29 protein-coding genes are annotated in these 23793 nt (G+C 29.8%); 26 read left to right on the forward strand and 3 right to left on the reverse strand.

What is annotated here, in order from left to right:
* The first annotated feature begins 2 nt into the window (after nt 1-2).
* From L0U72_RS03465 to L0U72_RS03590, 26 genes are all read left to right on the forward strand, one after another.
* Entirely contained in the window at nt 3-338 is a 336-nt protein-coding gene (locus L0U72_RS03465; protein WP_058885413.1) for a hypothetical protein, read from the forward strand.
* Nucleotides 332-1414, forward strand: coding sequence for a hypothetical protein (locus L0U72_RS03470; RefSeq protein ID WP_233898419.1), 1083 nt, complete (start codon nt 332-334; stop codon nt 1412-1414). The genes L0U72_RS03465 and L0U72_RS03470 overlap by 7 nt, the downstream gene beginning before the upstream one ends.
* Nucleotides 1415-1416: 2 nt before the next feature.
* Complete coding sequence (locus L0U72_RS03475; RefSeq protein WP_058885411.1) at nt 1417-1707, forward strand: hypothetical protein; 291 nt, start codon at nt 1417-1419, stop codon at nt 1705-1707.
* An 86-nt stretch (nt 1708-1793) separates the two neighbouring features.
* Nucleotides 1794-2060 carry a hypothetical protein gene (locus L0U72_RS03480; protein WP_058885410.1) on the forward strand — a complete coding sequence of 89 codons (267 nt, stop codon included), beginning with the start codon at nt 1794-1796 and terminating at the stop codon, nt 2058-2060.
* 5 nt (nt 2061-2065) lie between these two features.
* A complete protein-coding gene (locus L0U72_RS03485; RefSeq protein WP_058885409.1) occupies nt 2066-2296 on the forward strand; it encodes a Thoeris anti-defense Tad2 family protein in 231 nt (76 codons plus the stop codon).
* A 19-nt stretch (nt 2297-2315) separates the two neighbouring features.
* The gene (locus L0U72_RS03490; RefSeq protein WP_144430058.1) at nt 2316-2729 is read left to right on the forward strand and encodes a hypothetical protein; all 414 of its coding nucleotides are present in this window, start codon (nt 2316-2318) and stop codon (nt 2727-2729) included.
* A gap of 122 nt (nt 2730-2851) precedes the next feature.
* Nucleotides 2852-3058, forward strand: a complete 207-nt coding sequence (locus L0U72_RS03495; protein WP_058885407.1) for a hypothetical protein — start codon at nt 2852-2854, stop codon at nt 3056-3058.
* 208 nt (nt 3059-3266) lie between these two features.
* Nucleotides 3267-4910 carry a hypothetical protein gene (locus L0U72_RS03500; protein ID WP_058885406.1) on the forward strand — a complete coding sequence of 548 codons (1644 nt, stop codon included), beginning with the start codon at nt 3267-3269 and terminating at the stop codon, nt 4908-4910.
* Between the two features lie 10 nt (nt 4911-4920).
* Entirely contained in the window at nt 4921-5640 is a 720-nt protein-coding gene (locus L0U72_RS03505; RefSeq protein ID WP_058885405.1) for a hypothetical protein, read from the forward strand.
* Nucleotides 5640-6311 carry a hypothetical protein gene (locus L0U72_RS03510; protein ID WP_058885404.1) on the forward strand — a complete coding sequence of 224 codons (672 nt, stop codon included), beginning with the start codon at nt 5640-5642 and terminating at the stop codon, nt 6309-6311. Before L0U72_RS03505 ends, L0U72_RS03510 begins: the two co-directional genes overlap by 1 nt.
* 25 nt (nt 6312-6336) lie before the next feature.
* Nucleotides 6337-6810 (forward strand): hypothetical protein, encoded by a 474-nt coding sequence (locus L0U72_RS03515; protein WP_144430057.1) that lies wholly within the window; start codon nt 6337-6339, stop codon nt 6808-6810.
* A gap of 4 nt (nt 6811-6814) precedes the next feature.
* Entirely contained in the window at nt 6815-7243 is a 429-nt protein-coding gene (locus L0U72_RS03520; protein ID WP_058885402.1) for a hypothetical protein, read from the forward strand.
* A gap of 57 nt (nt 7244-7300) precedes the next feature.
* Nucleotides 7301-7897, forward strand: a complete 597-nt coding sequence (locus tag L0U72_RS03525) for a hypothetical protein (RefSeq protein ID WP_101955904.1) — start codon at nt 7301-7303, stop codon at nt 7895-7897.
* Between the two features lie 84 nt (nt 7898-7981).
* Nucleotides 7982-8485 carry a hypothetical protein gene (locus L0U72_RS03530; RefSeq protein WP_058885400.1) on the forward strand — a complete coding sequence of 168 codons (504 nt, stop codon included), beginning with the start codon at nt 7982-7984 and terminating at the stop codon, nt 8483-8485.
* Nucleotides 8473-8760, forward strand: coding sequence for a hypothetical protein (locus tag L0U72_RS03535; protein ID WP_058885399.1), 288 nt, complete (start codon nt 8473-8475; stop codon nt 8758-8760). The genes L0U72_RS03530 and L0U72_RS03535 overlap by 13 nt, the downstream gene beginning before the upstream one ends.
* A gap of 9 nt (nt 8761-8769) precedes the next feature.
* Nucleotides 8770-9627 carry a hypothetical protein gene (locus tag L0U72_RS03540; RefSeq protein WP_058885398.1) on the forward strand — a complete coding sequence of 286 codons (858 nt, stop codon included), beginning with the start codon at nt 8770-8772 and terminating at the stop codon, nt 9625-9627.
* 22 nt (nt 9628-9649) lie between these two features.
* Complete coding sequence (locus L0U72_RS03545; RefSeq protein WP_158508515.1) at nt 9650-9802, forward strand: hypothetical protein; 153 nt, start codon at nt 9650-9652, stop codon at nt 9800-9802.
* 10 nt (nt 9803-9812) lie between these two features.
* Nucleotides 9813-10373: a hypothetical protein gene (locus tag L0U72_RS03550; protein WP_058885397.1), complete on the forward strand. Its 561-nt coding sequence runs from the start codon at nt 9813-9815 to the stop codon at nt 10371-10373.
* Nucleotides 10374-10397: 24 nt separating this feature from the next.
* Nucleotides 10398-10898, forward strand: coding sequence for a carboxypeptidase-like regulatory domain-containing protein (locus tag L0U72_RS03555; RefSeq protein ID WP_233898420.1), 501 nt, complete (start codon nt 10398-10400; stop codon nt 10896-10898).
* Between the two features lie 4 nt (nt 10899-10902).
* Nucleotides 10903-11220, forward strand: coding sequence for a hypothetical protein (locus tag L0U72_RS03560; RefSeq protein WP_193704657.1), 318 nt, complete (start codon nt 10903-10905; stop codon nt 11218-11220).
* Nucleotides 11221-11225: 5 nt separating this feature from the next.
* Nucleotides 11226-11717 (forward strand): putative periplasmic lipoprotein, encoded by a 492-nt coding sequence (locus L0U72_RS03565; RefSeq protein ID WP_233898421.1) that lies wholly within the window; start codon nt 11226-11228, stop codon nt 11715-11717.
* Nucleotides 11718-11720: 3 nt separating this feature from the next.
* A complete protein-coding gene (locus tag L0U72_RS03570) occupies nt 11721-12197 on the forward strand; it encodes a hypothetical protein (RefSeq protein WP_193704655.1) in 477 nt (158 codons plus the stop codon).
* 37 nt (nt 12198-12234) lie between these two features.
* On the forward strand, nt 12235-12684 hold the full coding sequence (locus L0U72_RS03575; RefSeq protein WP_233898422.1) for a hypothetical protein: 450 nt from the start codon (nt 12235-12237) through the stop codon (nt 12682-12684).
* 4 nt (nt 12685-12688) lie between these two features.
* A complete protein-coding gene (locus L0U72_RS03580) occupies nt 12689-13690 on the forward strand; it encodes a collagen-like domain-containing protein (RefSeq protein ID WP_233898423.1) in 1002 nt (333 codons plus the stop codon).
* A gap of 20 nt (nt 13691-13710) precedes the next feature.
* Nucleotides 13711-14298, forward strand: a complete 588-nt coding sequence (locus L0U72_RS03585; RefSeq protein ID WP_233898424.1) for a glycoside hydrolase family 108 protein — start codon at nt 13711-13713, stop codon at nt 14296-14298.
* 87 nt (nt 14299-14385) lie between these two features.
* Nucleotides 14386-17658 carry an ArdC family protein gene (locus tag L0U72_RS03590; RefSeq protein ID WP_233898425.1) on the forward strand — a complete coding sequence of 1091 codons (3273 nt, stop codon included), beginning with the start codon at nt 14386-14388 and terminating at the stop codon, nt 17656-17658.
* 51 nt (nt 17659-17709) lie between these two features.
* On the opposite strand, the gene L0U72_RS03595 is transcribed toward L0U72_RS03590, so the two are convergent.
* From L0U72_RS03595 to L0U72_RS03605, 3 genes are all read right to left on the reverse strand, one after another.
* A complete protein-coding gene (locus L0U72_RS03595) occupies nt 17710-20577 on the reverse strand; it encodes a type III restriction-modification system endonuclease (protein ID WP_233898426.1) in 2868 nt (955 codons plus the stop codon).
* A 1-nt stretch (nt 20578) separates the two neighbouring features.
* A complete protein-coding gene (locus L0U72_RS03600; protein WP_233898427.1) occupies nt 20579-22465 on the reverse strand; it encodes a site-specific DNA-methyltransferase in 1887 nt (628 codons plus the stop codon).
* Nucleotides 22466-22596: 131 nt separating this feature from the next.
* Nucleotides 22597-23787, reverse strand: a complete 1191-nt coding sequence (locus L0U72_RS03605) for a site-specific integrase (RefSeq protein ID WP_214984058.1) — start codon at nt 23785-23787, stop codon at nt 22597-22599.
* Between the last annotated feature and the right edge of the window lie 6 nt (nt 23788-23793).

Below are 23793 nucleotides of genomic sequence, written 5' to 3' on the forward strand. Positions count from 1 at the left end.
TTATGAAAATACAATTATTCTTAAAATTCCATCAATTAATTGCCTTGCACAAATTGACTATCAAGCTTTATGATTTGGATTTTTTAACTCTTGAGTCTCAAGAAAAAATTGCCGTATCAATCGGTTTAATTTTAGCAGATAAATTTGATAAAAAAATTAAAACTATACAAAAGAAGCTTTTTTTTGATACTGAAAAAGATATAAAATTCACATTTGATTTTTTTGAAGCTTGGGCTTTAAAGCAGATATGTATTCAATTAATCGGTATTTCGGATAGTGATTTTAATAAATTAAATATTCAAGTTGTAATTAATAAACTAGATCAAGAAAGATGTTAAAAACTACGAAGAAAAAAGAATTATACAAGTCTCTTATTTCGATGAACTCTTTATCAAGGTCGATACAAAGTTATAATATATTTTATGGGATAAAGCAAGCTGCATTTTTCTTTATCCTCTTTGCTGAATTAATTACGAATGATTATCTGCGTATAATTCCTGCTTTATGTTTTGGATATTTTGTATCAAAAGCAATTCTTGATATTGCTGTAAATATTCCAAAAAACAAAGATTGGGTGATTATATCAATTTCAATATTTGACTTTTTTATGCTTTGTGTTATTACAAATGTACTAAAGCAGCCAAGCTGGACAGCAGTGATTAATCTACTAATATTTTGTGGTTTTGTTACGTACATAGGTTATTGGTTAAATCAAGTATTTGTATTAAAAGTAGCAGAAAAAGAAGCAGAAGAAAAAGCAGAATTGGAGCAGAACCGAGCAGATGCCGAGCAGGTAGAAGCAGACTTAAATAATGCTAAAGCAGAATTGGAGCAGAACCGAGCAGATGCCGAGCAGGTAGAAGCAGACTTAAATAATGCTAAAGCAGAATTGGAGCAGAACCGAGCAGATGCCGAGCAGGTAGAAGCAGACTTAAATAATGCTAAAGCAGAATTGGAGCATAACCGAGCAGATACCGAGCAGGTAGAAGCAGACTTAAATAATGCTARAGCAGAATTGGAGCAKAACCGAGCAGATGCCGAGCAGGTAGAAGCAGACTTAAATAATGCTARAGCAGAATTGGAGCAKAACCGAGCAGATGCCGAGCAGGTAGAAGCAGACTTAAATAATGCTAAAGCAGAATTGGAGCATAACCGAGCAGATGCCGAGCAGGTAGAAGCAGACTTAAATAATGCTAGAGCAGAATTGGAGCATAACCGAGCAGATGCCGAGCAGGTAGAAGCAGACTTAAATAATGCTAGAGCAGAATTGGAGCATAACCGAGCAGTTAATAATCAAATAGATTTAGTAGATACAATTGATCGTATATGCCCGCATTGTAATGCTGATTTTCCTAGTAAGAAATCAAGAGATGCTCACAAAGGAAGATGTAAAATGAACCCTAAAAATATTTAAAAATGACACAAAAAAAAATATATCCTCTAAATAAAAAGGAAAGAAAAAGAAAAATACTGCCATTAAATGAAGATTATAAATTAAAAAAAAAATTAAGAAAAGATAATTTTTATAATTTTTTTAGAGATTATGTTAAATCTTATGACGAAATGAAAAATGAAATTGGAGAAATTGTAAAAGAATATAGAGGTATTCCAATTAAACAAGCTCGAAACATTCGTGTTTTTAGATATCCAGAAATTCAAAAGTTTATAGAGAATAATGATTTTCAGAAGTTATTTTATTTTGATTAAAAAAACCTAAATACCACCTTTAATTTTATAAGGTAATCGTTTATTATGACTAAGAGAAATAATTTAATCCAAAAATCAATAAAATTATGAGTAATGACAACATTCAAAATAACATCGTTTATTTTTTAACAGATACTAAAATAACCGAAAATAACGAAACAAGAATCCTTTATAAAATAGTCGATGGATCGGAACGATTAAAAACCGCTCACGAATTTCACAAAGGAACGGTAAAAGAAGCATCTGAAAGAGAAATGGAAATAGAAATGAACAAAGGATATTGTGATTGGTATGCTAAAAATCGTGCTGTAATTCTTACGTATTACCGAAATAAAAAACAAACTAAAAATTAGAAAGTATGATATTAAATAGTTTTTCAGAAGCTTTTAAAAAAACAAAAGCTGGTCAAGGTTCTTTAAAAATGCGTTTAGCTCACTGGTCTAAAGATGTTATGATAAAAATTCAATATCCTGATGAAAAAAGTAAAATGACAGCTCCGTATTTATATGTACAAAGTCGTTTTGGGAACGTTCCATGGATACCAACTCAAATCGAATTGTTTTCGAATGAATGGGAAGTTGTTAATTAAAAAAAATCTTTTAGAAATTATGTTAAGAAAATTAATAGTAAAGTATTTTGCGTTAAGTTATATAACCAAAATTTTTGGAAAAGAAATTTATATGTTAAGAGGTGCTACACCTCTTAGCATTTCTTTTAGTTTAGTAATGATAGGTGCATTTTTCGACAATGACCATCTATATTATACCGCTTTTACAGCGTTTATAGTATTTGTATATATAGGATTTATTTATTTTAGAAGCTCTAAAAATTCGGTAAAATGGAAGGAATTAGATAGTGTTCAAAAAAGAATATTCTATAATATAACACCTGTTTTTTTAGATGAAGATAAACGAATAGAGGGAACTATTTTAAATGATAGGAAAGTACACAATTCGCCAATTTATCTAATTATAAACATTGTTTTTTGGGCAGCAGCACCAATAATTACAATGATAGTTTAAAGTATAAAAAAACCACCCCGAACGAGTGGTTAAAAATTGCTATGAAAAAGAAAATAAGAATATACACACTCTTAAAACTCTAAACAAATATAACTTATATTAATCAATAATTGGTATTAAAAATGACTAAAGCAAAACTTTGGGCTAAATTAAATGGAGTAGAACTAAAACGCTTACAGCAAGTAACTTGGTTGGTCGTTTCTAAAAATAGAAAGCGGACGATAAACGATATTAAATATATTCGAAATTTAGATGTTGGCGAGGTTTCTGCAATATTAAATTACTTTAATAAAGAAGTAGATATTAATATTGATGATATAAATATATAGTTCATTTTTTTGAAACTGTTAAAGTTATGCTTTAGCGGTTTTTTTTTGTGAAAAACAAAAAACACTAAACAATTTTAACTTTTTTAATCGAAGTTAATAGAAGTTAATCGAAGTTGAATTATGTGTTAATACTTCGGAACATTGCGGAACAAAAATGATGTTTTTTTCTTGTTTTATTATTGCAGTATCAAATCAGATATAGTTGTAAATGAGTCAAGCAGAATCTATAAATCAAGCATTATACAGGAACATTAAAAGCGGGCAACAATACGCTCATTTAATGCCTTATAGTAATTGTAGTAGTACCAAATTAACTACTGGAGATACAAAAGCTGCAATTGATAATATGGCTATCTGGTCAAAGAAACATCAAAATCATACAAAAAATATTGCAGTAACTTTTACAGGTAAAAGCACCAAAGAAACCGCTATTTCTATACATTCTTTTTTATACCACCATTTTCAATACAAAATAGACGGATTAAATCAAGAGCTTAGAAGTCCAGCTTGTTCATGGGCAAGTCGTCAAAACGGCATAGACTGTAAAAGTTACTCAATTTTTGCAAGTACAATTCTTTTAAATTTAGGAATACATCATTTTTTAAGACGCATCAAACAAAGTGCAACCGCTGGTTATTCGCACGTTTATGTAATTGTTCCAAAAAATCAAAAAAATCCAAAAAATCTAAAATTAGGATATTATACCATAGATGGAACTTTAGCAGGAATTAAAGAACCTGATTTTTATCAAAAATCAGATGTTTTTATGAGAGCTAAAACAAAAAATCATGGTTTAGCTGGAGTGGCTAAACCAAAACAGTTACAAAAACAACAATCAAAAGGTGGGCAAGTTGCTGGAACTTGGCAAGGAGAACTTGTTAAAGGATTATTTGAAACATTAAAGCCTGTTTTAGATGTAGCCGTTCAAGGGTTAGTTGAGCATTTATTTGGCTGTCCTGAACCTCAATACGAATTACCAATAATAAAATTAAGAATTGAGCGAGATTTTAAAGTAAAATTAGAAAAAGAATTAGATGATTTAGATAGCGCTATTCTATATAATAATCGTCCACGAATACAGCATATTTTAAACAATGTTTTAAAAGAATTAGATCTAGGAATAGCACACTTAAAAAGCGAAGCAGCATACAATGGAAATCACCAATGTATTGGTAAAACGTTGGCAATTTCTTTAAAATACATAGGAGATATAAAAAATATATTTGATAAGATATTTGAAAGTTTTATCAAGTCTAACGGTCGTTATTCCGTAGATGTTTTTACAAAAACCGCCACTTCATCTGATCGACTTTGGTATTTCGTAGTAGGAAATGCAGATAACCCTGTAAATGCAGAATATAGGTTTGTAGTTCTTAGAAAAGAAAAAAGTAAGTACGGTATAGAACCAGTATTACCATACGGAGAAGGGGACGAAACATTTAAAGGGATTTCGAATAAATGGCTTTCTGACAATAAAAATCATTTACGTATAAACTATGGAGATGGTCGTGAAAGCAATTATCAAAAGGAAATAAGACCTTTAATTGATGAAATAGAAGAATTACGAAAACAAGTTTATTTGGGCGGTCATAGCCTGTATTGGTTCGAACAACCTAAACAGCTAAAAATGTACAAAATATGGCTGAAATACGATACTAAATATACCGATTTTTTGATAAAAGAAGCTAAAAGTTTACGTACAGCAAACGAATTAATGGTTCGTGATTATCAAAAGAGGTTAAAATTTGAAATTAGTAAAGACAAGTCAATAAAAAAAAGAAAGTCATTAAAAAATAAAATCGGAATAGGTGCTGGTATCGCTGCTGCTAGTCTTTTGATTATCAAAGTTTAAATATAAGTATATGAATTGTAATAAAAACAGTGGTAGCGAATCAGCGCAGTTATCGGGGTGGTGTAGTTCCTCCAAAATAGCTGGTAGATTAGAAGGAAAAACTAGAGATGTCTTAGGACGTAAAAGAACGGCAGATGCTAAATACAAAGCATTGGAAACTGGCGCAGAAGCGAATCAGTGGGCGAATCTTGAAAAAGAAGTCGAACGAACTGGGCGAATAATTAAAAAACTGCAAGTAGAATTACAGCAAGAACAAACAATTGCCGAATCTTTAGGTTTAGGCGCTTTTTGTAAAAAAGCAAAAAGACGAAGAAAACACGCAGAAACGGCTTTACAGGCTGCTGAAAATTCACTAGGTAAAGTACAGGGGCGAATTAATATTTTAAAGCAAAAACAAACTTTAGGTATTGATCGAGCTAATGAAATATTAGCAAGTAACAGTACGATTACCAGTTCGATAAAAACACAAATTCAAGCAGTAAAAACAAAAATAACAAACTATAAAATAGAACGAGATAACATCAAGAAAGCTAAAATTGCAGCAACTAAAACTGCACAAGCAGCATCAAATATGGTATCTATTAATTCAGCTAAAAAAATGAATACCGCAGGTTTTGGATCGTTTTTATCAAAAGAAAATTTGCCTTTAATTATAGGCGGTGCTTTATTATTTGGTGGCGTTTTTTATTTCAAAAATAAAAATTCACAAGTTAAAAAAGTAGTAGCATAATGGAAAGTAAATTAAATATATATGGTTTAGCAGGTGTTCCTGGTCGTGGTCGTGGTGTGTTTATGGATGGTAACGGTAGAGAGCAGTTTGGACGACCAATCAGCAGACGACCAATAATCAAATTAAGACCAAAGACAAGGCAAGTAACTAGGTTAGTAAAAACAACAGGAGGCTTTAAACCAGCTAAAATTAAAGTAAAACCTTTTCGACCTAAGGGATCAAAAAAACCAATCTTCATAGTTACTTCAAAACCAAATATTGACGATGTCGAGTCTGGTAAAATAAAATATAATAAAGATGTTAAGAAATTCGTCATAGTTAATAATAAAGCAGAAGAAAATGCAATAAAACTTGCTTTTGAAAATAAATTAAAAAAGGATCAAGCAAGAACATTAGCGGCTAGAGCAGCCAAATCCAAAGCCAAAAAATTAGCATTAGCGAATGCAAAAAGAATAGCAGACGATAAATTAAAAAGAGTTGTAAAACCGACGAAACCAATAATTCAAACGGTTGTTCCTGATAATGTGCCTATGAATTTAAGCACGGAAACTACGGAAACCGAAGAAAAAGAAACTTTTATTTCTAAAAATAAATATGCTATTGGCGTTGCAGGTTTAGTAGCAGCTGGCTTGTTGTTCTTTAGAAAAAAGGACGATAAAAAGAAAACGTAAAATAGCGGGAATTATGAGTAAAAATATGAGTGTAGTACAATTGTCGAGATTGTCAGGTTTTGCAGATAATGTATCATGGGATACACCACAAACAAGCATACCAAGCCAAGGTGGCGGATATTCAACGCCACAAGATGCACCTGATAGCGGTGGCGGTAGTCAATTCTGGGGAGGTACTAATTTCATGGGACTATTAAATACTATCGGTGGTACTTGGGCGCAAATAGAACAAGCGAAACACGGTAATAAAGTAATTGTCAAAGATTCTAGCGGTAAGAGCAAGGATATTGCACCCCAATTGTTGCAGAAATTAAACCAACAAGCTAGTGCAAATAACACATCATCAAATCAGATGTTTCAAATGATGCAAATGCAAATGATGAAGCAAATGCAAACACAACAACAACCAAAAGACAACACCGCATTATATATCGGTTTAGGCGTTGGCGGTTTGATTTTATTAACAGGAGTAATTTTTATAACGAGTAAAAAAAAGTAAGAGAATGACAAGTAAACAGATTAAAAGTTCAGGAATTGGAATTTTATCAGCGACTGGAGGAGCAATAGCGTCTCGAATTGTTGCCGATAAAATACCGATTGAAAACGCAAAAATTAAACACGGAATTTTAGCGGTTGCTGGAATGGTAGGATGTGCATTATTAACCAAAAAAGATGCAACAACCGAAGCAATGAGAAATGTAGCAATTGGTGTAAGTGTAGCGCAAGTCGGGGCATTAGCAAAGGAATTTGCAGGCGAAACCGATGGTATTATGAAAACCGCTTTAGGTGGTACAACTGACAATTATTTTAATTCTTATGAAGATTTTGAAGATGATGAAAATATTTTTTTATCAGGGATAGATGAGGGTTATATACTTCCTGATGAAGATGAAGATGAATTTGAAGATGATGAAGTATCATTTGCATCATAAGAAATAACAATACAAGTACAACAACAATATTAATAATAAAGAAATACAAATAATAAGATGAGTTTATTAAGCAACCAAGAGAGATATTTAAGAGTAACGGAATTTTTAAAATCAAAATACAAGGATAGTGAAAAGTATCAAATGGAATGGAATCCAAAAAAAATGAAGCCAATGGATAACGAATTATATGTTACGACAGAGGCTAATATTGGATCTTTAGTATCATTAATCCAAGGAGATACCAAACAAGTCCCAGGCTTGAACAATTTTAACGGAAATGCTTTATCTAAAGGTAAAATTGCCGTTTTAGATGGGGTTGCTTTTGGCTTTGTTGTTGCTGATGAAGATTCTGTAGCTCATACTTTAACTTTTGACTACAGAAAAGTACCAAACTATTTACGTTTTGCAAACTTGAAATTAAGCCAAGATTCGCAATCATTAATTAATTTACCAATCAGTAATATAATTGATAACAGAAATGAATCGGGTACTTTTAGAGATTTAGGTGCTATGGTATTAGTAGAAGATGTGAGCGCAATTGATTTATATATTGACTATCCTAAAAATTTAAAAGCAACATTACCTGTAGGAAAGAAATTATTTGTTTCTATTCGTTTTAATGGGATGACCACTTACGGTATGCGTGCTGCATAAATACGATAAATAAACAGAAAAAAACCGCAATCAACTGTATTGCGGTTTTTTTATAAAATCCAAAAAATCCAAAAAATCCAAAAAATGGAAATAATCAAAAAACCAGAAAAAACAATATATCATGTTATTCAGGTAAACAAAAAATTATTAAAGCATCGTGAAAATGATATTATAGATTTCAAACCTTATTTAATAGATGAAATTACAGATACTTTGCCAAAAGGTAAGCTAATCGGAATACATTTTAACTCTTATGTTAAAAAACTAGATACTTGGTCGGCTATTGATTATCAAGGAAAAGACAAAACACCTGCGGCGGATGATACAAGTATTCCAGAATTAAAGGCATTTATCTGTTCTTATACTCAAATTCGTATAGAAAACGGAAACGACAAGCTAGTTACTAAACCTTGTGATTTACGTGATTTTGAGCGTAAAAATTGGAGTGAAAAAGGTTTTAAAGAAGTTGAAATGAACCTAAACAATAACGAGCAGATTAAAATTCGTTGGGAAACTATCGGCGATGACTTTCCGCCAGTGGGAGAATTTGTATTTACAATAAAAGCGGCTGATGAATGTGCCATTTAAAAACGCTCTTAAAAAAAGACACTTATACAGGTGCTTTTACAATTGATTTATCTGAAATAAATAAATGTAAAGGCATTGTTTATATCGAAGTTTTACCGCTAAACGTGGCTGATAAATTAATATTAGATAACGTAGAAAGCGTATTGTATTCAGGCGACAAGCCATATAAATTAGAATCAAACCACCCTATTATTAACGGCGAATTGCATTTTAAACCAAGCAAAGCCTCTAATGATGAAATGAAATCTATTGTAAGGATTTTATTAGTAGAATAATTGTAACAGATGGAAACGATAAAACAGATTGAACATATTTTGAGAAGTCCGCATTGCGTGGTAACAATTTATGACAGCGATAATAACAAGCTGATAAAAGAGGTTCGTAAAAATAAAAATTGGTTTTCAGCGGAGGATATTAATGAATTATACGGTTCTGTTGAAGGTCTTTTTAACCATCTGAAGCAAAAACAATACAATGAAACGACTTTTAAATTTGGGCGTATTCGAAACGAGAAAGTAAACCCACGGCTGGGAGTTGAAAACATCATTGTAAATATTCAGGATAATCTAAATAATCCAAAAAATCCAGAAAATCCAGAAAATCCAAAAAGTGAAATGGGAAAATCTAATAAAAATAATCCTGATTATTCAGGTAGTCAAATGCCAAATCTTGCAAATATGCAATATTTAGGCGCATTTGTAGATGCAGAACGTTCAGGAGATCATCAAAAGCGAGTTGCAGAACTTGAAGAAGATGTTAAAGACTACCGATCAGAAATTAGAACATTAAAAGAAGAAAATCATGTTCTAAGATTAAAAGATGCGACCTCAAAAGAACGTACTGAATTAAATATTCAAAAAGCATTAATTGATAAAAAAAGCTTTTTTGAAAGTGATGGTTTTCAAAAGGTTACAGAAGCCTTGGGCGGTTTAGTTCCAATGATACCACAGTTTTTAAACAAAGCAGCACCAGCGCAATTAGGTGGTGCAGATACTAATTTAACTAATGTACAACAACAAGTTATTCAGTTAGTAAAACAAGCAAACCCTGAACAAACTGCATTTATTTTATTAGTAATTAACCATTTAGATACTGATTTAATGAGCCTTTTATCAAATTACATTGATAATAAATCAAATTAAACCTTAAAAAAACACAACTAAAATGCCGAAAATTACAAAATCAGAAGCAATAAAAATGCTTTCTGATCTTCCAGAAGAAACATTATCACGAATGGCGGAATTATCAAGCAACAAAAAGGCAATGTCTTATTTCGAAAATCCGATATTATTTTCTTTGTTGAAATCATATTTATAAAATAAAAAAAATGAAAAAGACCACCACAAAAAAAATTAGCAAAAATTTAAAATCTACAAGCGATTTTGTGTCTGAAAACAAAAAACAACTGCTGTACGTTGGTGGTTCTATTTTGTTATTGTACACGATTTACAAAGTATCTAGTTCTTTATTTTCAGGAGCTAAAAATGGAATTTCAAATGCTTTTGATGATAAAAATGAAAACGTTGTTTCTCAAGTAAAAATTAATCCAAAAGAAACAACTATTTCACTTGATAATGCCAAAATATACGCCCAACAGTTACTAAATGCGTGTAATGATGGAGCGCCTTTTTACGGAACTGATGAAGCGTTAATTAGGAAAGTTTTTAAAAAGATAAAAACTGGCGATGATTTTAAATTAGTTTTTAACGCTTTCGGTGAAAAGAATTATAACGGTCATAATTCGCCGCCAACTGGTATTTATAGGCATTTAGATAATTATGCACCACGAAATTTAGTCTATTGGCTACGTGCTGAATTAAGCGCAAGAGATGGAGCAGTTTACACCGAAGTAAAAGAACGAATAGAAAGTGCGGGTATCGCATTTTAATTTTAATCAAAAAAAACAAAAAAGATGAAACAAGATTTTTTAGCAGGAGAACGGATTACAGGTTACCAAATGTTTGACAAACCCAAATGCGGTGCGTCAAAAGGAAAATGCGGCTGCGGTTGTAGTGGCGGCGAAAAGGGTGCAAAACAGCGACCACATACCGCTTTTAAAAATATTTCAGCAAAGAAAACAGCCAAGGTTATTGATGCTGCTTCAAATGAAATATTGCCGTTTAGTGCAATTATTAATTTAAGAACTAAACAAGGCGTAGAAGCAGATGAAAACGGAAATTTTACACTAACAGGGCATAATGGCGATATTATACAGGTGTCTTTTGTAGGGTATAAATCAGTAAAATTACCGCTTTCACAAATTAACGGAACTATTAGTTTAGTAGCTGATGGCTTATTAGATGAAGTGGTAATAACCGCAAAAAAGAAAAACCCAACAAGTAATTTACTGGCAATTGTTTTAGGTTCTTTATATGTTACAGGCGTTGCCGTGTGTAAATTTAAGGGACAATAATATTATGATTATCAAAAATATTATAGAAAACTGGGAAGCAATATCAATGCTTTTTATTGGAACAGGTGGCGGTGGCTGGCTGGGATGGATATTTAATAGCAAGCTGAAAAAAGTAGAATTTCATTCAAAAGCTTTTAAAATCAATTCAGAAATGATTGATGCTATAAAATGTGATTTTGAAGATCGTATTAAGTTCCTTCAAGAACTTAATGCTGAATTAACTTTAAATTCAAAAGAACTAAAACAAATCATAAAAGAACAACGAGATTATATATCGTTGTTAAAAAAAGATAGTGCTAATTTTTGTCTAAAAAAGACCTAAAAAAAATGAAGTATATAATTTATTTCTTGATTACAATGCTTTTGCTTGGTGCTTGTAGATCGTCAAAAGTAGTTACGGAAAAAGAAAAAATACAGCAAACAAAAGTAGTATCTAAAAAAACTGATAGCTCTTTAATTAAGATAAAAACATTGCCGATAAACGATATTTTTTTTGTCGGCATAAAAACAAATAACAAGCAAATTGATAGTGTTATCAATTTGAAATTTAAACACTTTAAAACCGCTAAAATTAGCGGTACAAATAGTTTTACTGCTTCTTTTGATACGGTCAAAAAAGGCTTTCAGTTCAGTGCAATAGTATCTAGTTCAGAAAATCAAAAAGTAAAGATTAAAGAAATGGTTTTATCTAAAGAAAAAAATCAAACACAAATAGAAAAAAGCACAAAAGTTGTTACGCATCGTAGAGGTTTTTTAGTAATCGGATTTTTAGTTTTAATTGTGATAATCGCTATTCGATTTCACTTAAAATTTTTATAAACTATGAATAAAATTATAAAATTTGGCGGTTTAATTGCTATTTCAGGACTTGCAACTTATATCTATTTACGCAAAAAAAATATTGACAAAATTACCGAAAGTTTAGATATATCAATTATTGATGCCAACAAATTTAAGTTGAATTTCAATCGTTTAAAAGTAGATTTATATTTTAAAATCCATAATCCAACGCTGGAAAGTTTAAATGTAGCTGCTGGAGGTATTGTTATAAAAACGCTCCGTGTTTACGACAAAAAAAGCAAAAAACAATTGGCGCTTACAGATTTGAATATTACGAATTTCAAACTAGACGCAAAAGGATCTTTTTATTTGCCAGCCGTACAAATTTCAATACCATTAATAACAGGCGCAATGCTTGTATTAACACAATTAAACGATAATAAAGCGGATTTTATGGATAGGCTTTATTTTGAAATTGATATTTCAGTAATGAATATCAGTAAAACAATTACAATTTAATTTTAAAATTATTACAATTTTAATATAAAAATATATAATGAGTAGAAAAGTAACAACGACACATTTAAAGGTTAAATCTGTGAAAAATGCAAAGGCATTAGGTACTGATGAATATGGGAATTTAATTAAAGTAAGTAGCGGAAGTGGTAAAAAGATTCAAGAAATTACTGCACAAAACCAAAAGCAGGAACTTGAAAACAATCAAGTTAATAATATTTTATATTTTGATTCATCAAATTTAATTATTGTTATTAATCTCGATTCTATAAAAGAAATAGGCGATTCAATAACAGTTGTAAACGTTCAGAAAAATATGGAATTTATACTTGGAGGTGGGGTTTATGCCGTTTATGATACTGCGGGAGCTGTTGATAGAAAAGGTACTATGTCTGGATTTTCGGGCAGTCATTCATCAAAAAAGATTAAATATTATTGTTTAAGTAAGGTTATTACAAAAACATCTGAAACTAATTACTTAATACATTAATGTAATGAGCAGAAAAGTAGAAACAACGCATTTACAGGTTAAATCTGTTAAAAATGCAAAGGTATTAGGTACTGACAAAGATGGTTTTGTAATTGAAAGTGATTTGGATTTTTTGAATTACATACCTAAAGATGGAGCAAAAGGCGATACTGGGGCAAAAGGAGCTGATGGTTTAAAAGGAACAAAAGGCGATACTGGAGCAAAAGGAGCTGATGGTTTAAAAGGAGCAAAAGGCGATACTGGAGCAAAAGGAGATGATGGTTTAAAAGGAGCAAAAGGCGATACTGGAGCAAAAGGAGATGATGGTTTAAAAGGAGCAAAAGGCGATACTGGAGAACGTGGCTATCCAGGTGTAAATGGTCATGGCTACCCTGGAAAAGATGGTGCAACGGGTTTTCCAGGTCCTAGAGGACCAAAAGGTAATACTGGAGCAAAAGGAAGCGATGCCAATTCAATAGACGTACAAGCAGGAACAAACATAACTATTGATAAAACAAACCCACTAAAACCTGTAATTAATAGTTCTTTACCTGCTAAATTTTATGAAGAGGGGGTTTTCGAGCCTATTTTATCTTCGAGTTATGACGCTTCAGATTTAAAAAAAAGATATAAAACAGTTTCACCTAAAGGGTATTTTATTCGAATAGGAAATAGTGTTAGTTTTTCGGTTGTATTAAATAACATATCAGATCCAGAAGATGGTGTTTATGGTGCTTTGTGTATGCACGGAATACCTTTTTCAACAGCCAATGGCTTTATGAACGCATCCTCTTTAAGTGTAGAAAAGATGGTATTTAATCGTGCAACTAATAATACAACAGGAAGTGAGGCGCATTATAAGACTACTACACCTTCTAAGGTTAGAGCAAATTATGCAGGGGTTTTATTAACTTTTAAGCTAGCGGATGGTTTCCCTTTACAAGATGTAGTTTTTAATGATAATACATCGGGTAATGACCTTTACCTTGGAGGTACATTTATAACAGATATTTATAAACATAAATAATTTATAAAAATCAATTCATAATGGCAAACTACCCAATATTCCAAAAGAAAATACAACGAGCAGAAGGAGGTTATCAAAGATTAAAAAATGATAGCGGGAATTACAACTCCTTAAAAGAATTAGTCGGAACAAATTTTGGTGTTTCGGCTAAAGTTTATGAACGAAATATCGGCAGACCACCAAGCATTGCCGATATGAAAAATATTACCCAACAAATAGCACATACTATCTTCAAAAATCAATTTTGGGATAGTATCAATGCTGATAAAATAACATCGCAAGCAATTGCTGAAACATTTGCAGACCACGCAATAAACGCAAGCCCTAAAAGAGCTACAATAATAATGCAACGTACACTAAACAACGCATTTAATAAAAAGCTTTTAATTGATGGAATTGCAGGAGCAAAAACAATAACTGCAATTAATAGCGTAGATGCTAAAGAGTTATTTAATGCCTATTCACAAGCTCGTAAAAGTTATTATAGCAGTTTACGAGATTGTAAACATTTTTGCAATGTTTGGCATCGGCGAGTAGATGAATTAGCAACCGACCATAATATAAGTATCAACAAACCAGTACACGGTTTATCAAAAAAAAAAGCCTAAAATTAATCTTTGGTTTGATAATAATTGCTGGAGCAACATATTTAGCAACGAAAAAACCAACCTTACATAAAGCATTAAAATAACAGCATGACCATACAACAGCAATTTAAAAACCTAAACGGATCAACAGTTTCAAGAAGTCAATTAGAAGTGATTATCGCAAACGCAAAAAAAGCAAACGATACTGAAATTGTTTATAGATTATCAAAAATTTTATTAGATAATAAAGGCGATGATAGATTTTATGTTTCATTACGTCAATATCCAACAGCCTTAGCAGGTTCAATGCACAAAGGAGCGTACAAAGAAGCATTAACCGAGTGCGGGCGTTTGCGTAAAGGTTGGCGTTTTCACAAAGGAGGCGTATTAAAAATAGCTTCAGTAGATAAAAAAACAAAGCAAATTAAAATGGCTTTAAATGGCAAAAAGCCGTGCGGTTGTGGTGGGACTAAAAAAACGTGTGGTTGTAAAAAAAAAAGTCTAAACGCTAATAATTTATCTTTTGACGAATTAGAAGGGTTAGGATTACCTTTTATCCCTAACCCTGAAAGCGTTGAAGATCCAACGGCATTAGGTAAACCCTTTACAAATGATGATATTTATCAGATGATTACTGATAAAATGATTTCATTAGTTGAAAAATCAACAGGAACAGGTTACAAAAGAAAATGGGGGCAAAAAGAATTTTACGAAAAAGACGGTTTTTTAATTCCAATTAATTTTGTTTCAAAAAATGCCTATCGTGGTGTTAATCCGTGGTTGCTAAAAGATGATTTTTTAGATGTTATGGATAATCCTTATTTTATGACCTTTAAGCAAATAAAGGAGAAAAAAGGAACGTTAAAAAAAGGCTCAAAAGGAAAGCCAATTGTATATTTCACATTACTTTATAAATTCGATAATCCAAAAACAAAAAAAGAATTTGGAACATACGATAAAGAGTATATGATAAAATACATTAAAAATTTCGGCTATTCAAAATCTGATTTTGATGATGTTGTAAATAGTATTCCTATTTTAAAATATTACAATGTTTTTAACGGATCAGATATTGAAGAAATTGATTTCAAATTAGATGAATTAAAATTAGGTCGTGTTATCAAATCTGATGAAAGTTTAGCAAACGAAAGAAACGAAATTGCCGAATTAATTGTAGCTAATTATCCTAAGATGGCACCAACTATTAAACATGGTGGCGATGAAGCATATTATAACTCGGCAGCTGATGGCGTACAAATGCCAAGGTTTCAGAGTTTTGAAACGCCAAACGATTATTATCGTACTTTGCTACACGAATTAATACATTCAACAGGAAATGAAAAGCGATTGGCTAGAAAATTCGGTAAAAAATTCGGGTCAAAAGATTATGCTTTCGAAGAACTTGTAGCGGAATTTGGGTCTGTTTTTTTATCGGCAAATGCTGGTATTATTTGGCATTCGAATAAAAACCACGAAGAATATTTAGCCAATTGGAATAATTCACTAAAAATAGCAAAAGACGATAATAAATTTTTAATGCGTGCCGCAAGTGCCGCACAAAAAGCTTCTGATTTTGTGCTAAATTTAGACGCATCAAAAGTTCCTGCTTTTTACAAAGAATTAGGTAAAATTACAGACACTAAAAAGACAGTAAAGAAAACATCTACTAAAAAAATGGTTTCAATTCCTGATAGTTCAGCCTATCCAGTAGCAATCCCTGAAACTAAAATAACCATAAAAGCAAACGCCCCTTTTGATAGTTGTGGACGTTTGCGTAAAGGTTGGAAATTTCAAAACGGTAAACCTGTACAAGTTATTCCTAAAAAAAAAGCTACTAAAAAAGCTGAAATTAAAAAGGTTGTTGTCAAGAAAATTGAAAAACCAACTAAAACGGTAAAAAGACCTAGTAAAGAGGTTGTTTTAAAGGACAGAATTAATCAAGAGGGTAATTATATCAAACAGATTACGGCATTTTTAAAAGAAACAAGAGCAAAAAGCAAAAAAACAGCAAAAGATAAGAAAAATATTAATTATTGGGTAATAGCTATCAAGGAAGCTAAAAAACGTAAATCTTTAAATGAAAAATTACTGAAAGAATTAGGTGAGATATTAACTCCTAAAAAAAACGATGTTACTATATACGCTTATAACAAAATAACAGCTAAAGAAATGGCAGTATATTCAGATGATGAATTATATCTTTTATATCGTGCTATTGCCAAACAACAAAATAAAACAGGAATAGATAAAGAATTAATAAGATACAATAGAGGTGTAATTATTAAAGCTTTAAGACACCCTTTAAAACATTATTCTTATCTTGATAAAACATACAATTTTGTACTTGATGAACTGATAGAAGAGAAAAAATTACATGACCATGCGATATTGGGACATGATGCACATATGTATTCAGACAAGGTTATTGCCAAAGGTTACGCTTATGCCAATTTAGCACGGTTTATATATTTTTATCGTTTATCTTTTCCATTTTACAAACGCACCAAATTATTAAAAGAAGCTCAAAATCCTGAATTAAGAAAGTTATTCGAAAAAGAAATTAAAAAACGTAAATTAAAAGTAAATGTACAGGCTGTTGTACCGATAACACCAGAACAGAAAGCGATAAAGAGAAAAAGAGATAAAGCTAAAACCGTTGTAAAGCCAACACCTATAAAATTAGGCAATCCAAAAAATACAAAAAATCCAGAAAATCCAAAAAAGACAAATACTTTAGCTTATAAAATGGCAAATCGTCAAAATAAAGTTTCTGAAATTTATAAAATTAGAGATAAAAATATCAGTGAATTTTTAGGTGAAATTGAAGTAAAACAAAAAGAATCGGTTGTAATTACTTTAACTGGTGGGCAGGGATCTATGAAAACTCGTTGTGCTTTTAGATTTATGAATGCTTTTGCGCAAAAATATAAAGTAGGACACGCCAGTATTGAAGAGCATCCAGAAAGTACACTTTACTATAATAAAGTAGATGAATATATAAATGATAATGCTTTAAATAATATTCATAATCCTGAAATAAACAGCATTAGCGATTTAGATATGTTAGTAAAAGAAAATGATATTATTGTTATTGATAGTTTTGCGAAAATGCAAGAAATACAAAAAGGTTTTGAAGTCGATAAAGACTTACGTAAAAAATACGATGGTAAATTATTTATTGTAATATTTCAGCAAACTACGGATGGCAAAATGCGTGGCGGTTCAAAAAGCCAATTTGATGCCGATATTATTTTATTTACTGAAAAATTTGATAATTACCAGGATAACTATATTTATGCCGATAAAAACCGTTATCAAAATAAAAATTTAACTGATTTGAAATACAATATTTTTGAAGGAGTTTTAAAAGATTTAGAATAAAATAAAGTTTTTAATTATTATGCCCAAGTTTTGAAGACTTGGGCATTTTTTTTATGCGTTAATATCACTAATTAAATCAATAATTTTTTTGTTACTGAATTGAGTTTTGAACGTTATTTTTACGGCATCATTAAAAAATATTTCAGCATGTTTTATTTTTTGCTTTTCTTCATCTCTTAAACTTTCTTCTTGTGCATTTTTTGTTTCAACTATAAAGTATAGTTTCTTTTTACCATCTTCAAAATTTAAAACATAGGCAAAATCAGGTGAATAATTTTTCCCACCTGCAACAGGTATTTTTATTGAGTTCTTAGGTATTTTACTAAAAATAACAACTTCTTCAATTTTAGTTTTAATATTTTCTTTTTCTAATTCCGAATCATAAAATAATTCATTAAAAAGGTAATTAGAAGCTACATTTTCATCGGAAGATAAAACCCCAACATCAGAAGCATTAATTTCTTCTAACACCTGACCGCTACTATCTGTAATTTTAGTAGGATGAATAGAGCTTGCTACAGTTTTATAATCTATCTCAAACTTGCTAAACGCTTGATACATTAAATAATTATTAAAATTATGTTTAATAATTCTAATTGTTGAAGCATTTAAAAAATCATTAATTTTAATTTCAGAATCTATAAAACTCTGGTGTAATGTTTTTAAATTAACATTAATAGCCTTAGACAATTCTAATAAAAATACACTGTATTTCATTGTAGAAACTTGTGTTATTTTATTATCTAAAACAGATATTTCATCTCTTGTAATGGCTTGGTTATCTTCTATTTCAATTATTGCTTTTCTTTCTCTTACTCCATCAATAGAAAAATTATCCTTTTGTTCTTTTAAAAACTCAATCAAAATTGATTTAAATTTAGTTTCATTTTCAAACTTATATTCTAAAACAACTTTTTCATTCAACTTTTCCCACAAATCTTTTAATTGTGCATATTTTTCTGTTCTTATGCTAACTTTTTTCTTTTCATCAGTTGCTTTTCTTACTTTACTAGAACCAACACCTTCAAATATTAAAGGGTAATTTTTCTTTATAAAATCAAAACCTTTGTCTTTAAATTCGTTTTTTCTATTAATAATTCCATTATCGTCTAAATCCTCAAGTAATTCATCTTCTGTTATAGCGTATTTATCACAAATTTGCTGAATCATAGTATCATGCAATTTGTCTGGAATTTCTTCTATAGAAAAAGCATCTGATTTTTCATTAATTTCATTAACTAATTTATCTACAAAATTACTTTCTGTAAAATCTACAAAGTAATTCAAATAAAACTGTTCGTCTTTTACTCGGTTATTATATTCATTTACAGGCAATCTTAATCCCCTACCAACTTCTTGAAGTTTAGAAATATCACTACCACTACTACGAAGTTTACATATTTGAAAAACATTTGGATTATCCCAACCTTCACGAAGTGTCCATTTAGAAAAAATAAATCTTCTTGGATTTTCTAAATCAAGCATTGCTTGTTTATCGTGTAGTATTTCATTAATTTCTTTTTCTATGACTTCATCTTTCTCGCTATTATCTTTAGAAAAATAACCTCCATGTGTTTTAGAAATATCTAAAAGTGTTTTTTCTAAATAAGTTTTATAAAACCCTTTTTTTTCTGTTTTTAATAACTCTTCAACTTCTGATTTTATATATTTTTCAACAGATAATTTGATACTTCCTTTTTCGTCTCGATATTCTTTAATATTATCAATAAAAAACAAGGTTAAAGGTTTAATTTTAACATCTTTTGTTAAGTATTCTTTTTCTAATTTAAAATGGCTTTTTATAGCCTTTTTAATCATAATATCTTGTAAAGTAACAGCGTAAGAATAAGGATTTATTTTATCTCCTTTTTTCAAAATTAAACCGTTAGATAATACAACTGTAGTTTTATTGAGGTTTTCAATAAGTAAATCACTCATTGCTGAATGTACTTTTTCTAAACTTTCTTTTTTACTTATTTTAAAAGTCTTCTTTTTAGTGTTTTCATTCAGTTCAAAAGTTGCTTCAGTACCATTTGTACTAATTAACTTAACAATACTATTTTTACCACTTTCAAATTCTGTAATATGCCCAATAACTCCTTTTACTAAATTCTGATTAAAAGAATCTACCGCAGTTAATGTGTAAATAAGGTTTTCATAATCTTTAAAAGTCGCACCGTATCTTAAAATGAATTGAGGTGTCATTTTTTGAATATTCTGCCAAGTTTTATTAACTGTAGCAAATTTGTGTGGTTCATCTACTATTAAAAAGGGCTTTACTGCTGATAAAGCTTCAAATGGAATTGCATATTTATCAAAAAGGCTTTTATCGAAACTTTTTTGCATCGTTTCACTATTAATCATTCCTGCATTAATGATTAATACTTGAATTTGATTTTTCTCAAAAGTACCAGCATTTACAAAGCTATTAACCGCAGGTGGCATATACGATTTTTTACTTTTATTTCCTTTTTTACTTTCTACAATATGAAGCTTTAAGGTTTTTCCATATTGTTCTTTAAAATGTTGCCTTGCACTTGGCGATTTTAAAAAGTTGATAGTACCTGCTTTAATTGATAAAGTGGGTACTATAATTACAAATTTAAAAATTCCAAAATTTTTATTTAACTCAAAAATAGTTTTGGTGTAGGTATAGGTTTTTCCTGTACCTGTTTCCATCATAATATCAATGATGTTTTGACCTGCTTTTATATCTTTTTTAATACCGTTTAAGCTTTGTAGCTTTCCGATATTATCATAATATTGACTATAAACTTTTCTTACTTCTATTGACGGATTAACACATTGTTTTTCTGTGCCAATAGGTTGGTTTATTACTAAGTTTTCAAAAACACCAACGGTACTTTCTACCGCTTTGGTTTGGTGTATTAGATTTTTTTCAAAATTAAATCCTTTCATATTAATATCTTGTTATAAAATCAATATCAATGTTTTTCTTATTGGCATAAGATTTAATATTCTCGCTTATTTCTCTTAAATTTTTACTTTCAAAATGATAGCCAAAAGCAATAATACTAGCAGGATTAATTTTTTTATCAGTATCAATGAGTTCTAATAATATTTTAAGGTTATTAGTTGTAAAATCTTTATCCATTAAATATAATTTACTTTCAAAATAGTAAGCTGTATATGTGCCTAAATCTATTTCTTCTAAATTATTTGTAAGTGGAATACAATCGTTTGTTTTCCAGGTAATTAATAAGGCTTTTACATCTTCTTTAGTCAATTGTAATTCGTCAAATAACTGTAATTTCTCTTCAAAAGTATCTGATTCTAAATTGTAATTTTCCCAAATAGGCATAGTTTCAAAAACTTTAAAACCTAAATCTATTTTAGTTTCCTTATTTTCTTCTTTTATTTTTTTTGATGCTCTTATTAATCTTTCTTTTGTTATGTCAAAAATTGTTGGAACTGCTACTTTTAATTTATCTTTTACAAAATCGTAAGCTACTTTATTTTTTTTCTTATCAATTACTTCTGGTAATTGTGCTAAAATAAATTTTCTAGTACCATTATCTTCTGCATTTAGTTGCATAACTGCATCTCCTGTTGTTCCTGAACCTGCAAAAAAATCAAGAATTATATCTTCCTCATTTGAACCGATTAAAGATAAATACCTAATTAAACCTGTAGGTTTAGGAAAAGAAAAATACGCATTCGAACCTAAAAGTTTTTCTATTTCTTTAGAGGCTTCATCATTAGTAGCAATTTTATCGAGCCAAGAATTTGGAATTAAACCAGGTAATTCATTTAAGTAAATTTTTATACGTGGCATTCCTTCTCCATTCCTTGGAATAACTAATTTATTTTCTAAAACATATTTATTGAAAGTTTCTTGAGAACAACTCCATTTTGCTGTAATTTTTCTTCCGTTTGGCATTTCAAGTTCATATTCTTTATTACTTGAATTTTCAGGTCTAGCTAGTGGTCCTGTTTGATACAAACCTTTTGGGTCATTATCTTTATTTTTAAAAGTTTTCTTAATAAACTCAGCAGAATAAGGAGTTCGATTTATTTTTAAAGAACTTTTATTTTTACAAAAACATAATATATAATCATGTACAGGAGCTGTATATTTCGATAAATTCGCTTGTGTCTTCCTTCTTCTCCATATAAAGGATTCAACAAAATTCTCTTCTCCAAAAATTTCATCCATCAATAATTTTAATTGAGAAACCTCATTATCATCAATAGAAATAAAAATAACACCATCTTCTTTTAAAAGTTGTTTTGCAATATACAGTCTTGGGTACATAAAGGTTAACCAAGCAGAATGAGAGTTGCTTTTGCTATCTACAAAATTCAATATTTTTTTCGCTTTATCTTCATCAACACCTGCTAAATGTTTAAACTCATTTACTGTAAATTTTCTATCATCTTGATATACAAACCCATCACTTCCTGTGTTATATGGTGGGTCAATGTATATCATTTTTATTTTCTCATAATAGGCATTAGAAAGATGTTTTAAAACTTCTAAATTATCGCCTTTTATTAAAAGGTTTTCAGAATTTTTATTTTCTTCTTTTGTATTAAAAGCCTCATCTTCTTTTAATAACGTAGTTGTACTATCACTAGCTAAAAGTCTTGCATAAGATTTCCCTAACCAGTCCATACCATAACTTTCCTTAGAGAAATTAACTTCATTTTCTGATAACTCCTTTTTGAATTTATCAAAATCAAAATCTCCATTTTTATCAAAACAATGTGAGAAATTTTTTTTCAGTACGTCCATATCTTTGTTAAGTACTGATATATTTTGGGTGGTGTTTTCTTCTTTTGTCATTGTTTTATGTGCTTTTTATCAATTAGTTAATAGGTGTTGTTTATTTCGGATATAAATTTCTTTTTATACCTAATTGATTAAGTGTTTTTTTAATATTTTGCAAAGATACTATTTTAAGTAGTTTGTTTATTTTACCCAAATAATTTATTGATAGCATCAGATTCATCTTTATGATAAAAATCTTTAAGATAATGTTGTGTTGTAGCTAATTTGGTGTGTCCTAATAATTTTGAAATCATTAATAAACCAACATCACTTTTTACGGCATAATCTGTAAATGTATGTTTAGCCATGTGCATAGAAATAGGTTTGTTTATTTCACAATGTTCAGCTAAAATTTTTAAGGCTCTATTCAGATTGTTGTTTTGAACTTTTAAACGATATTCTATATCTGTAGTAGTCTTACCTTTGTAATTATATAATGGTGGGAAAATAAAAAACTCATCTTTACCTTTATATTTTTCTAGTATTTCAATAGATTTAGGATTTAAAGGAATTGATCTTCTTGCACCAGCTCTGCTTCTTGATTTGTTCATAGTATAAACAATATCATTATCAATAATATTAGTCCATTGTAATTTACATATATCAGTAAAACGCATACCAGCAGTATAGAATGAAAAAAGAAACATATCTCTTGCTTTAATCATTGCTTTGTGCCTTGGTGCTATCTCTAATTTAATAACCGTTTGTATTTCATCTAAAGTAAGCGATTGCTTTTCTACATTTTCATTTACAATTTGATAGCCTTTTATAGGATTTGAATTAATTACTCCAGAAACAACAGCTTTATTTAATGTTGCATAAATTGCTTTAAAATTCGAAGCAATAGTATTTATCTTATTTCCTTTTTTTAAAAGCCATAATTCATATTCTTTAGCCCAAAGAACAGATAAATCAGAAAAAGAAATAAAAGAAGAGAACTGTTTTAGTTTATTGATATAAATTTGATTAGTGTTTGCAGACCTTATTTTATCTTTTAAAATCATTTCATCAACTAAAGTTTGATAAAAATTTAAAAAATCAGCGGTATCATATTTTTTACTATTTCTATAAATTTGAAGTAATCGTTTAGCAGAAATACCATCATTTTTATAATAGAGTTGTTTAACCTCAATAAGTAAAGCGTTTATCTTTGCGTTTATATTTTCTTCAAGTGGGTGTTTTTTTATCTTTTGCTTTTTCTGATCCCATTGATTTTTTAAAACAGATATTTTTGTATCAATATATTGAACATCATATGGAGTGGTGTATAATTTTAATCTAATGGTTTGCGTACCGTTTTGCTTTTTATAAGCGTTGATTTGTAGGTTAAAATTCATTTGTTC

The organism is Tenacibaculum piscium, from assembly GCF_021390755.1.
In the GTDB taxonomy this organism is placed as follows: domain Bacteria; phylum Bacteroidota; class Bacteroidia; order Flavobacteriales; family Flavobacteriaceae; genus Polaribacter; species Polaribacter piscius.